This is a genomic window from Saccharothrix sp. CB00851 (assembly GCF_001905065.1).
Lineage (GTDB): Bacteria > Actinomycetota > Actinomycetes > Mycobacteriales > Pseudonocardiaceae > Actinosynnema.
The window spans coordinates 793,175-805,283 of record NZ_LWLC01000001.1 but is presented as its reverse complement, the minus strand read 5'-3'; the positions used below and the strand labels follow the sequence as shown (position 1 = coordinate 805,283).

Here is a 12,109-nt window from a genome sequence, read left to right as displayed (position 1 = left end):
CGCGTAACCGGGCCGCCGTACGGAGGGGCACATGCCTTCTGCTCGAAAATCCAGCCTGCGCTGGAGCAACTGGAACCTGCTGCTGCTGGTTCCCTTGTTCATGCTCATCACGCCCTGGTTCAACTCCGATGAACCGAGGGTCTTCGGGCTGCCGTTCTTCTACTGGTACCAGTTCGTCTGGGTGCCGGTCGGTGTGCTCTGCGTGGGCCTGGTCTACATCAAGACCAAGGACGAACCCGTCGTCAAAGGCAAGCCCGACCTGCTCGGCGTGGACGACCTGGACGAGGGGGCCAAGTAATGCAGTGGATCGAGTTGGCGGTGTTCAGCGCGCTGTTCCTGCTGGTCACCGTCCTGGGTTTCGTCGCGGCGAAGTGGAAGGCGGGCGACACCCTCGACCACCTCGACGAGTGGGGCCTGGGCGGTCGCAAGTTCGGCTCCTGGATCACCTGGTTCCTGGTCGGTGGTGACCTCTACACCGCGTACACGTTCGTCGCCGTGCCCGCGCTGGTCTTCGGCGCCGGCGCGATGGGCTTCTTCGCGCTGCCCTACACGGTGATCCTGTACCCGATCGTGTTCCTGCCGCTGGTGCGCATGTGGTCGGTGTCCCGCGTGCACGGGTACGTGACGCCGGCGGACTTCGTCCGCGGCCGGTACGGCTCGCACTGGCTCGCGCTGCTGGTGGCGATCACCGGCATCGTCGCCACCATGCCCTACATCGCGCTGCAGCTCGTCGGCCTGGAGGCCGTGCTGCGCACGATGGGCCTCAACGGCTCGGGCATCCTCGGCCACCTGCCGCTGTTCATCGCGTTCCTGATCCTGGCGCTCTACACCTACCAGTCGGGGTTGCGCGCGCCGGCGCTGATCGCGTTCGTCAAGGACACGCTGATCTACATCGTGATCCTGGTCGCGGTGATCTACCTGCCGTCGAAGTTCGGCGGCTGGGGCGCGATCTTCGACAGCGCGCAGGCCAAGTACGCGGCCACCGAGAGCAAGGCCGACGGAATCGTCCTGACCGCGAACAACCAGCTCCAGTACGCCACGCTGGCGCTGGGCTCCGCGCTGGCGCTGTTCCTCTACCCGCACTCGCTGACCGGCATCCTGGCCTCGCGCGGCCGCAACGTGATCAAGCGGAACATGGTCGCGCTGCCCGCGTACTCGCTGCTGCTCGGCCTGCTCGCGATGCTGGGCTTCGTCGCCATCACCGCGGGCGTCAAGCCGATCACCAACCAGGCCACCGGCCGCCCGGACACCAACACCATCGTGCCGGTGCTGTTCGGCCAGGAGTTCCCGAGCTGGTTCGCGGGCATCGCGTTCGCGGCCATCGCGATCGGCGCCCTGGTGCCCGCGGCGATCATGTCGATCGCGGCGGCGAACCTGTGGACGCGCAACATCTACAAGGAGTACCTGAAGAAGGGTGCCACGCCGGCCCAGGAGGCCAAGCAGGCCAAGCTGGCGTCGCTGGTGGTGAAGTTCGGCGCGGTCGCGTTCATCGTGTTCATCGACCCGCAGTTCTCCATCGACCTGCAGCTCATCGGCGGCGTGATGATCCTGCAGACGCTGCCGGCCGTGGCGATCGCGCTCTACACCCGCTGGTTCCACCTGTGGGGCCTCATCGCGGGCTGGGTCGTGGGCATGGGCTACGGCATGTGGCTGCTCTACAACATCGGCAACCCGGCCGTCGGCAAGTCGCACTTCGCCGGTTCCGCGTTGCCGCTGGGCCAGCTGTCGCTGTTCGGCTGGCACCCGTTCGCCGGTTCGGTCGTGCAGATCTACGTCGGCGCGATCGCCGTCGTGGCGAACCTGCTGGTCGCGGTCGTCGTGACGCTGATCGCCAAGCGTGCCCGGTGGATCAACGGCACCGACGAGACGCAGGGCGACGACTACCACGTGGACGAGGACAGCGACCGGGTCAAGCCGGTCGCGGTCCACTAGCCGAGCACCAGCGCGGCGGCGCCGACGAGTCCCGCCCGGCCACCGAGCCGGGCGGGCTCCACGCGCAAGCCGTCCAGGTAGAACAGTCCACAGTGGTCGGCGACGGCCCGGCGGATCGGGTCGAACAGCAAGTCGCCCGCCTGCGTCACGCCGCCGCCGACCACGGCCAGGTCCAGGTCGACCACCGCGGCCGTGGCGGCGATCGCCAGCCCGACCGCCCGCCCGGCCCGCTCGAACGCGGCCTTCGGGATCTCCTCGCCCGCACCGGCCGCCGCCGCCAGCACGGCGGCGTCCGCGTCGTCCGGCGCCTGCCAGCCCTGGCGGCGCGCCCACGCCACCATCCGCGGCCCACCGGCCACCGTCTCCGCGCACCCGCGCCCACCGCACGTGCACGGCTCGCCGTCCGGCTCGACGACCACGTGCCCGATGTGCCCGGCGTTCCCGGTGCGCCCGCCGAACAGCCGCCCACCGAGCACCAGCCCACCGCCGACACCCGTGCTCACCACCAGCCCGAGCATGAACCGGCTACCCCGGCCCGCGCCGAGCCAGTGCTCGCCCAGCGCCATGCACGGCCCGTCGCCCGCCAACTCCACCGGCACACCGGGCAGCACCGCGGCCACCCGCTCGCGCAGCGGGAAACCACGCCAGCCGGGAACGTTGATCGGGCTGACCGTCCCCGCGTCGGCGTCCACGGGCCCGGCCGACGCGATGCCGACCCCGGCCACCACCTCGCCCCGCAACACCTCGTCGACCACCGACGCCACCGCGTCCCACGTCTGCTCCGCGGACCCGAGCGGCGTCGCCACCCGAACCGCCCGCCGCACCGCCCCACCACGCTCGACCACCGCACCGGCGATCTTCGTGCCGCCGACGTCCAGTGCCGGCACCAGGTCAGTCACGCCGGCCACCCTAGGTCACGCGCCGGCCGCCCGGTCAGCGCTTCAACGTCCGGGTCACGCCCGCCGCCACCGTGGTCGCCAGGACCCAGCCCATCGCGATCAGCCCCGCCGCGATCCACTGCGACGCGCCCGGCGTGTTCCACCGGTTCTTGTTGCCGAAGTCCACGATCGGCACCACCAGGTCGATGGTGAACAGCCACGGGTTCCACGACAGCCGGTCGTCCTGGTTGATCTCGGACAGCTCCGGGCCCGCCTCGAAGTAGACGGCGCCCAGCAGCCACGTCACCACCAGCCACGCCAGCGCGCGGGCGGGGCGGTAGCCGTAGCCGACCATCGCGCGTTGCAGCCAGCTCCACACCAGCACCAGCGGTCCGAGCCAGCGACGGCCCTCGGCGACCGCCCGGTACCGCAGCCGCTGCTTCTCCACCAGCACGGTGGCCGCGTGCTCGTCGTTGCCGCCCGCCCGCAGCATCTCGGCGAACTGGTCGTACGGCCCCGGCCGGTAGGTGCGCCGCATCGCCTGCCGCAGCCAGCGCAGCCGCCGCTCGACCTCCCCGTCGTCACGCAGGTCGATCGGGTGGCGCAGCGAGTCGTAGCGGAACTCCTCCAGGTCGATCCAGCCGGTCGCGCCCCAGAAGTGCTCGTCGTCGTCCAGCACCGTGCAGCGCACCTGCCGCAGCGTCACGTCACCTCGCGGCGGGCTGATCGGCTTCACCACCAGCTCCTGCACCTGCATGCCCAGCAGGTTCAACGCGTGCGCGTCGAGCTTGTCGCCGAGCACCGCGCCCTCGAACGTGGCCATCCGACCGACGTGCGCCCGCCTGGCCCGCACACCACCGTGCGCGACGAACTCCTTCGCACCACGCGCGCAGATCAGGTCGCGCCCGATGACCGCGCCGCCGACGTCCAGCGACGGCTTGCCCGCCGGCTGGTGCCGGTACCGGCCCGGCTTGGTGATCCGGCTGCCGCGCAGGTCGAGGTTCGCGCCGACCTGCACGCCGCGCAGCTCCAGCCCGCCCGCCACCTCAACCTCGCGGGCGGCGAGGTTGCTGCCGATGCGGGACCGGTTGCCCAGCAGGGCGTCCGCGCGCGGGTTGTCCAAGGTGGACCCGTCGAGGATGAGGCTGCCCTTGGCCTGGAAGTCGACCATCCGCACCTGCCCGCGCACGGTCGCTGCCGGCCGATGATGTCGCCGCCGACGGTCGTGCCGTCCAGGTGCAGCGCGCGTCCGTACCCCGTGGGCTCGGCGGTGTCCGTGGCCAACGCCCGGCCGTAGCCGGTGGGCTCGCCGTCCTCGGCACCGAGCGCGTCGAACGTCCCACCGGACAGCGACAGCGTGCCGCCCAGCGCGGCGTTGACCATGCGCACGGTGCCCGCGCTGGTGAAGCCCCGGTCGAGCTGCACGTCGCCGTCCACCGCGATGCGGTCGAACACCAGCGTGGCGTTCGGGTCGGAGTGCGGGTCCAGCGCGTCGTCGTCCGACCGGCCGTCGGCGGCGCTGGCGCCGCGCAGCGTCAGCGCCGAGTCGACCCGCGCGCCCGCGAGCAGCACGGTGCCGCGCAACGTGCAGCCATTCATCAGCAGGTTGCCGCCCACGTGCAGCCCGGTGCCGTTGATCGCGTGGCCGCGCGGGTTGGTCAGCAGGCCGCCGCTGAAGTTGCAGTACCCGCCGACGTGCGCGCCCGCCATCCGCAGCTCGCCGGTCACCCGCACCCGCTGCGCCAGCAACCCGCCCGCCACCTTCAACCGGTCGGCGTGCAGCGCGATCCCGTCCGGCACGCTCAACGCGCTGTCGCGCACCGACAACGACCCGGCCACGTCCGCGTCGACCAGGTCGACCAGGCCCTCGACCGTGCTGCCGTCCAGCGAGACCTCGTTGGCGCTGCTCAGGTTCCGCGCCGACACGCCCGGCAGCCAGCAGTCCGCGAACGCGATCCCGGCCAGCTTGCCCTGCCGCAGGTCCGGCGGCTCCTCGAACCGGCAGCGCACGAACTCCAGCAGGTACGGGAACTCCACCGCCCGCAGGTCGAGCGTGCCGGTCAGGAACCTGTCCGCGACCCGCACCACCGGCGGCATCCCCGCCCGCCGCCTCGGTAACCGCCACGTCCCGTCCGGTTCGCCGACACCGCGCAGCACCTCGGCGGCGGCCATCCGGACGGAGCGCGGCGGGCTGGGGTCGAACACGTCCAGCCCCCGCGCCCCCGCCTCAGCCATGGGAGAAGACAATAGGGGCACCGGCCGACCCCCGTGGTGGGATCGGCCCAAGGCAGATCAGGCGCCGCTGGGTCCCTGGTGCGTCGGGTCGAGCACGCGGGCCAGGAACGACTGCGTGCGCTCGTGCTGCGGAGCCCCGATGACCTGCTCGGCAGGCCCTTCTTCGATGACGTACCCGCCGTCCATGAACAGCACCCGGTCGGCCACCTCGCGGGCGAACTGCATCTCGTGCGTCACCACGAGCATCGTCATGCCCTCGTCGGCCAGCTGCCGCATCACCCCGAGCACGTCACCGACGAGCTCCGGGTCCAGCGCCGAGGTCGGCTCGTCGAACAGCATCACGTCCGGGTCCATCGACAGCGCCCGCGCGATCGCCACGCGCTGCTGCTGCCCGCCGGAGAGCTGGTTCGGCATCGCGTTCACCTTGTCGGCCAACCCGACCCGCTCCAGGTTGCGCAGCGCGACCTCCTGCGCCTCCTGCTCGCTGCGCTTGAGCACCTTGCGCTGGGCGACCGTGAGGTTCGCCAGCACGTTCAGGTGCGAGAACAGGTTGAACGACTGGAACACCATGCCGATCTTGGTGCGGGCGCGGTCGATGTCCACGTCGGGGTCGGTCAGCTCGACACCGTGCACCACGATCTTGCCGCCGGTCGGCTCCTCCAGCAGGTTCACGCAGCGCAGGAGGGTGGACTTGCCCGACCCGGACGGCCCGATGATGCACACCACGTCACCGCGGTTGACCGACATGTCGATGCCCTTGAGCACCTCCAGCGAGCCGAACGCCTTCTTCAGCCCGGTCACCTCGACCACGACGTCGCTCACGCGGACACCCCCAACCCGGTCGATTCCGGCGTGCTGACCTTCTTGCCGCCGGTGCGCTTCTCCAGGTACCGCGACAGGTGGCCCAGCGGCAACGTGATGATCAGGTAGCACAGGCCCGCGATCAGGATCGGCGTCAGCGACGGCGACCGGCTCAGCGTCTCGCGGCCGAACTTGGTCAGCTCGTACTGCTCGCGGAACAGGCCGAGGATGTAGATCAGCGACGAGTCCTTCGTGAGTAGGATCAGTTCGTTGGTCAACGGCGGCAGGATGATCCGGAACGCCTGAGGGATGACGATGGTGATCGTCGCGCGGGCGCTGGACATGCCCAGGGAGCGCGCTGCCTCGATCTGGCCCTTCGGCACGGCCTGGATGCCGGCCCGGATCGTCTCCGCCATGTAGGCCGCGCCGACGCTGCCGAGCGCCAACATCACCGTGCTCAGCGGGTCGAACTGGAGCTGGAACGCGATCGGCACGCCGTAGTAGATGGCGATGAAGACCAGCAGCGCCGGAACACCGCGGAAGACCTCGATGTAGACCATCGCGATCCAGCGGTACGGCGCCACCGACGACAGCCGCATCAACGCCAGCACCAGGCCGAGTGCCAGGCCGAAGGCGAAGCCGAGTGCGGTGTAGATGATCGTGTTCTTCAACGCCACGGTGATGACGTTCGGGAACATCGCCCCGGCGATCTCGGTGTTGAAGAACGCCTTTCGAACCTGTTCCCAGTCCGCGGTCAGGGCCAAGGCGGCGACGACCACGACCAGGAGGGCGTACTGGCCGGTGCGGATCGCCTGCGCCCGCTGTCGCTTCGAGAGTGCCATGTGGATTCCTCGCAGTGGGTGGACAAGGCGCGGGGCCGGTGCTCGTCACAGCACCGGCCCCGGTGTCAGCCGGTTACTTGCTCTCCGGCTTCTTGCCGAACCACTTCTCGTAGATCTTGTCGTACTCGCCGCTCTTCTTGGCCTTCTTCAACACCTCGTTGATCTTGTTGGCCAGCGCGGTGTTGCCCTTCTTCACGCCGATGCCGTACTGCTCGCCGGTGTCGAACTCCGCGGTGACCTCGGTGTCCGGGAACTCCTTGGCGTAGTCGTAGAGCACGCCGTTGTCGTTGATGCCCGCGTCCACGGCGCCGGTGCGCACGGCGGTCTCCATCAACGGCAGGTCCTCGAACTGCACGACCGTGTAGCCGTGGGCCGCCGCGTTGTCGTTGGCGTACTTCTCACCGGTGGTGTCCTGCTGGACCGCGAGCTTCTTGCCCTTGAGGTCGGCCAGGCCCTTGATCCCGGAGTCCTTCTTGACCAGCAGCGCCTGCGAGGCCTCGAAGTACGGGTCGGAGAAGTCGATCACCTGCTTGCGCTCGTCGGTGATCGTCATGCCCGCGGCCGCGAGGTCGCACTGGTTCGCGCTGAAGCTCGTGCCGGAGGTGATGGTCTCGAACGGGGTGTCGAAGATTTCCTGCGTGACGCCCAGTTCCTTGGCCACCAGGTTGACCAGGTCGACGTCGAAGCCGACGGTCTCGTTGCCCTCGGAGAACTGGAAGGGCTTGTAGGACAGGTGGGTACAGGTGACCAGCTTGCCGCTCTGGACCAGGGTGATGCCCGACCCGCTGTCCTGCGAGCCGGTGTTGACCTTGGTCGCGCACGCCGTCATCGTGGCCGCCAAGGCGAGCACGGGGAACAGGGCGAGCGCAGCGTGCCTGGTACGACGGGCCACGGCGTCACTCCTTGTAACTGTGTCGGTCGAGTGTTCGGCATACTGCCACTTGGGCCACGGGGTGCACAGCACGTGCGTGTTACAGAACTTCGGTGTGCATGAATCTTGCGTCACAGGTCCCGATTGGCCGCAAATCGTTCAGCTGTTTGGGCTGAATCACACATTTGATTCACCCACAGCGCCTGTTTGGCGACGATCCGTCAACAAGCTGGCGACCAGCGCGGTCCACCCCGTCTGGTGCGTCGCGCCCAGGCCCTCACCCGTGTCGCCGTCGAAGTACTCGCTGAAGGTGACGTGCTCCCGCCACAAGGGTGAATCGGTCGACTCGATCCGCTTGCCGTCCGCGGGTCTGCGTCCGTCGTGGTCGGGCAGGAACAGCGACACCAGCCGTCTGACCAGCTCGTCCGCCGCCTGACCGGCCGTCACGTGGCGCGTGCTGCGGGTCGGAAGTTCCACGTGGAACCTTCCGCCGTGGAACTCCTCGATCGTGCGCAGGGCCTCCACGAGCAGCGCGTTGGTCGGGAACCAGACCGGGCCGCGCCAGTTCGAGTTGCCGCCGAACATCGGCGTGCGGGACTCGCCCGGCTCGTAGCCCATCCGGTGCTCCTGGTCCGCGACCTGCACCTCCAAGCCTTCGCGGTGCGCCGCGGACAGGCTGCGGATGCCGTGCGGCGAGAGGAACTCGCCCTCGTCCAGCATCCGGTTCAGCACGCGCCGCAGCTTGCGCTCGTCCAGCAGGCTCAGCAGCGCCCCACCGCCACTGCGGCTCAGGAACTGCTGCAGCTCCGGCCGCTTGGCCAGCAGGTGCTCCAGGCGTCGGGCGAAGTCGGGCAGCTCCTCGAACACCCACGGCTCCAGCACCGCGCACGCCAGCACCGGGATCAGCCCCACCATCGACCGCACCCGCACCGGCTGCGACTCGACGTGCCCGTCCGGCAGCCGCCGCGACACCACGTCGTAGCAGAAGCCGTCCGTCTCGTCCCAGATGCCGCGCCCGCCGGAACCGAACTGCGTGGACGCCTCGGCGATGCTCAGGAAGTGCTCCACGAACTTCGTGGCCACGTCCTCGTACGACTCGTCGTAGCGCGCCAGCTCCAGCGCGATCTGCATCAAGTGCAAGCTGTAGGCCGCCATCCACGACGTGGCGTCGGACTGCTCCAGCCGCCACTGGCCCAGCATCGGCTCCGACCGGTTCACCGGGCCGATGTTGTCCATGCCGAGGAAGCCGCCCTCGAACAGGTAGCTGCCGTCGGCGTCCTTGCGGTTGACCCACCAGGAGAAGTTCAGCAGCAGCTTGTGGAAGACCTTGGCCAGGAACCTGCGGTCCTTGACCTCCTCGGACCGGTAGACCTGCAGCGCCGCCCAGGCGTGCACCGGCGGGTTGACGTCGCCGAACTCCCACTCGTAGGCGGGCAGCTGGCCGTTGGGGTGCATCAGCCACTCGCGGCACAGCAGGAGCAGCTGCTCCTTGGCGAACGCCGGGTCCACCTTCGCGAACGGCACGGTGTGGAACGCGAGGTCCCACGCCGCGAACCAGGGGTACTCCCACTCGTCCGGCATGGAGATCACGTCGGCCACGTCGAAGTGCCGCCAGTGCGCGTTGCGGGCGTGCATGTTCTTGCGCGACGTGGGCGCGGCGGGCTGCGCCGGGTCGCCGTCGAGCCACTCGCGGGTGCGGAAGCGGTAGTGCTGCTTGGTCCACATCAGGCCCGCGAGCGCCCGTCTGACCACGGCGGCGCGCTTGGGGTCCAGGTCGGTGTGGTGGAACTCGTCGGCCTCGGCCCTGCGCTGGTCGACCGTGTCGGAGAAGCTCGGCCCGAACGCGTCGAGGTGCCCGTCGCCCTCCACCAGGCGCAGCCGAACGGTCACCGACTCGCCCGGCTCGACCGGGTCGAACGAGTACCAGGCGGCGACCTTCGTGCCCGGCTCGCTGGTGTCGTCCGGGCCGACGACCTGGCACGCCGTCGCGTCCTGGCCGACGACGTACCGGTCGATGCCGTCCTTGGTGTAGCGGGTCGGGTTGCGCCCGGTGCCGAACAGCTCGACCTCGTTGGTCTCGTTGTCGGTGACCAGCAGCGTCGGCGTGCCCTCGACGTGCAGCGTGTAGCGGCCCAGGGCGCCGTGCTCGGCGGTGATCCGCCGCCAACCGTCGCGGGTGCAGGCCCTCAGCGACGGCTTGCGGTCGTCACGGCCCCACGCCCACGTGTTGCGGAACCAGAACTGGGGCAGCAGGTGCAACGGCGCCGGGTCCGGGCCGTGGTTGGTGGCGGTCAGCTCGACGCAGATGTCCTTCGGGCCCGCCTTGGCGTAGCTGACCCGCACGTCGAAGAACCGGTTCTCGTCCAGCGCGCCGGTGTCGGACAGCTCCGGCTCGCGCTCGTTGCGGCCGGCGCGCTTGGCCATCTCGCGCAGCTCGGCGTACGGGAACTCACGCTGCGGGTACCGGTAGACGACCTGCATCCACGAGTGCGTCGGCGTGCCGTCGGTGACCCACCAGTGCTCCTTGACGTCCTCGCCGTGGTTGCCCTCGTTGTTGGTCAGGCCGAAGTAGCGCTCCTTGAGGATCCGGTCGCGGCCGTTCCAGAGCGCGACGCCGAGGTTGAGGAAGCCGTGCACGTCGCAGATGCCGGCGATGCCGTCCTCGCCCCAGCGGTAGGCGCGTGAACGGGCGTGGTCGAACGGGAAGGACGTCCACGCGTCACCGCCGGCCGAGTAGTCCTCCCGCACCGTGCCCCACTGCCGTCCGGCCAGGTAGGGGCCCCACAGACGCCAGGGTGCGGTCGGGGAGTCGGACTCCGCCAACCGCGTCCGCTCGGCTTGCCGGCTGTGCTCGTTCACTCGGCCAGTGTGCGGCATCGGTTCAGTAAACCGGTTACCGGCGGGTTAGGTCGGCGTCCCAGGCGGTGTTTGCGGACCCGGTCAGTGGACTGACATCGTCACTCTCCGTGGAGTTCGACTTACCTCCCTGGTACAGCGGCGCGGACCGCCCGGAGCGGGTGCTGGAGCGCGCGCTCGGTTCGGCGCTGGAACGCCCGGAAGTGACGCGCGCCGTGGTAACGGGCCTGGTCACGAGGGATGAGCTGATCGACGCGCTGGCCGGTGCGCGGACCGCGGTGCTGGCCGCGGCGAGCCAGGCGGAACAGCGTTACCGGGACGAGCGGCCCGGCTGGTACGCGCGGTTCGAGGTCAACGCGCCGGTCGGGCGGTGGGTGCTGCTGGTCACCCCGGTGTTCGGCCTCACCCTGCTGGCCTGGGCGCTCGCCGAGCTGCTCGGGTGGTCGGGGGTCGCCGCGTTCGGGCTGATCGCCGGCACGGCCGCGGTGGCGATCGCGTTCGACCTGCTCCTGCTGCTGAACTGGTCCGAGGGTCGCTTCAGCCTCGGCGTCGGCCGCGTCTGGGCGGCGTGGGGCTGGTTCCTGCCCACGCTGGCCTTCGCGTCGATGGTCGGCGCGCTCAGCGCGACGTCGCAGGTCGTGCTGCTGGTCGCCGCACCGGTCGCCTCCCTGCTCGGCTACCTCACGTTCCGGACGTTGCTGCGGAGCTTCCGCCACGCCGGTCAGGGCGAGGTCGCCCGCGCGGCCCTGCGGGCGTGGGAGGACAGCGTGCTGGTCGACGGCGTGCTGCCGGTCCTCTACAGCAGGTTGAACGAGGTGACGCCGCCCGTCCACTCGGCCACGCTGACCGCCCGGGAGGTGTCGTCGCTGGTCCGGGCCGATCCGCTGCGGATGCACGTGCCGACGCCGGCGGGCGCGGTGCTGGCCGGGCTGGTCGACCGGCTCGACGGCGGCAGCTTCGCGGTCGCCGGTCCGCGTGGCGCGGGCAAGACGAGCCTGCTGCTGGCGTTCTGCGGCGGGCGGTACCGGGCGCCGGGCCGTGCGCCCGACCTGGCCGTGCTGGTCTCCGCGCCGGTCGACTACGTGCCGCACGAGTTCGTGGTGCACCTGTTCGCCGAGGTGTGCGAGGCGGTCATCGAGCGCTTCGGGCAGCGTGACGGGCGGCGGTGGCGCAAGGTCCGGCCGCACCCGCTGGTGTCGGTGGCGCGGGACCACCTGACGGCGCTGGACTACGTGCGCAGCCACACCGACGAGGTCAGCGGCAAGGGCGGGGTCAAGGGGTTCGAGCTGGCCGGCAAGCGTGCGGTGACGCTGACCGGCCGGCCGCTCACCTACCCGGAGGTGGTCAAACGCTTCCGGGTGTTCCTCGGCCGGATCGCCGCCGAGCAGGCAACCGAGCGTGTGCGCGAACCCGGCCGGGTGGTCATCGGCATCGACGAGCTGGACCGCATCGGCACGGGCGAGCCCGCGCGGCGGCTGCTCAACGAGATCAAGGCCGTCTTCGACGTGCAGGGCTGCTACTACCTGGTGTCGGTGTCCACCACGGTCACCCGGACGTTCACCGCGGACCTCACCGCCGACCGCCTGCGCACCCTGGACCTCGACGGACTCGCCCGCGCCCGCCGTTACGCGGGAACCAACCCCGACGCGGGCCTGGCCCTGCTCCGCGACCTGGACCGGACGTGGGCCGCGTGA

General features: G+C 70.3%; 9 protein-coding genes. 3 read left to right on the top strand and 6 right to left on the bottom strand.

Translation table 11 applies throughout. From position 1 onward, the window contains the following. Positions 1 to 31 precede the first annotated feature (31 nt). Together A6A25_RS04020 and mctP are read left to right on the top strand one after the other, a co-directional pair. Entirely contained in the window at positions 32 to 298 is a 267-nt protein-coding gene (locus A6A25_RS04020; protein WP_073886277.1) for a DUF3311 domain-containing protein, read from the top strand. Further along, a complete protein-coding gene (gene mctP, locus A6A25_RS04015; protein WP_073886276.1) occupies positions 298 to 1,932 on the top strand; it encodes a monocarboxylate uptake permease MctP in 1,635 nt (544 codons plus the stop codon). The genes A6A25_RS04020 and mctP overlap by 1 nt, the downstream gene beginning before the upstream one ends. Here the strand turns inward: mctP and A6A25_RS04010 are convergent. From A6A25_RS04010 to A6A25_RS03985, 6 genes are all read right to left on the bottom strand, one after another. After that, positions 1,929 to 2,831 (bottom strand): ROK family protein, encoded by a 903-nt coding sequence (locus tag A6A25_RS04010; protein WP_083667931.1) that lies wholly within the window; start codon positions 2,829 to 2,831, stop codon positions 1,929 to 1,931. The two genes, mctP and A6A25_RS04010, sit on opposite strands and share 4 nt — an antisense overlap. Before the next feature lie 873 nt (positions 2,832 to 3,704). Beyond that, positions 3,705 to 5,045 carry a hypothetical protein gene (locus A6A25_RS45235; protein ID WP_241828484.1) on the bottom strand — a complete coding sequence of 447 codons (1,341 nt, stop codon included), beginning with the start codon at positions 5,043 to 5,045 and terminating at the stop codon, positions 3,705 to 3,707. A gap of 57 nt (positions 5,046 to 5,102) precedes the next feature. Next, positions 5,103 to 5,867 (bottom strand): amino acid ABC transporter ATP-binding protein, encoded by a 765-nt coding sequence (locus A6A25_RS04000; RefSeq protein ID WP_073886275.1) that lies wholly within the window; start codon positions 5,865 to 5,867, stop codon positions 5,103 to 5,105. Further along, complete coding sequence (locus A6A25_RS03995; RefSeq protein ID WP_073886274.1) at positions 5,864 to 6,688, bottom strand: amino acid ABC transporter permease; 825 nt, start codon at positions 6,686 to 6,688, stop codon at positions 5,864 to 5,866. The genes A6A25_RS04000 and A6A25_RS03995 overlap by 4 nt, the downstream gene beginning before the upstream one ends. A 73-nt stretch (positions 6,689 to 6,761) precedes the next feature. Continuing rightward, positions 6,762 to 7,580: a basic amino acid ABC transporter substrate-binding protein gene (locus A6A25_RS03990; RefSeq protein ID WP_073886273.1), complete on the bottom strand. Its 819-nt coding sequence runs from the start codon at positions 7,578 to 7,580 to the stop codon at positions 6,762 to 6,764. 156 nt (positions 7,581 to 7,736) lie between these two features. Beyond that, positions 7,737 to 10,418: an MGH1-like glycoside hydrolase domain-containing protein gene (locus A6A25_RS03985; RefSeq protein WP_241828483.1), complete on the bottom strand. Its 2,682-nt coding sequence runs from the start codon at positions 10,416 to 10,418 to the stop codon at positions 7,737 to 7,739. Positions 10,419 to 10,525: 107 nt separating this feature from the next. Between A6A25_RS03985 and A6A25_RS03980 the strand changes: the two genes are divergently transcribed. Beyond that, positions 10,526 to 12,109, top strand: a complete 1,584-nt coding sequence (locus A6A25_RS03980) for a hypothetical protein (RefSeq protein WP_073886271.1) — start codon at positions 10,526 to 10,528, stop codon at positions 12,107 to 12,109.

Excerpts from the sequence above, each read along its gene's own strand:
- A6A25_RS04020 (WP_073886277.1), top strand. The coding sequence starts at position 32 with ATGCCTTCTGCTCGAAAATCCAGCCTGCGCTGGAGCAACTGGAACCTG.
- mctP (WP_073886276.1), top strand. The coding sequence starts at position 298 with ATGCAGTGGATCGAGTTGGCGGTGTTCAGCGCGCTGTTCCTGCTGGTC.
- A6A25_RS45235 (WP_241828484.1), bottom strand. The coding sequence starts at position 5,045 with ATGGCTGAGGCGGGGGCGCGGGGGCTGGACGTGTTCGACCCCAGCCCG.
- A6A25_RS03995 (WP_073886274.1), bottom strand. The coding sequence starts at position 6,688 with ATGGCACTCTCGAAGCGACAGCGGGCGCAGGCGATCCGCACCGGCCAG.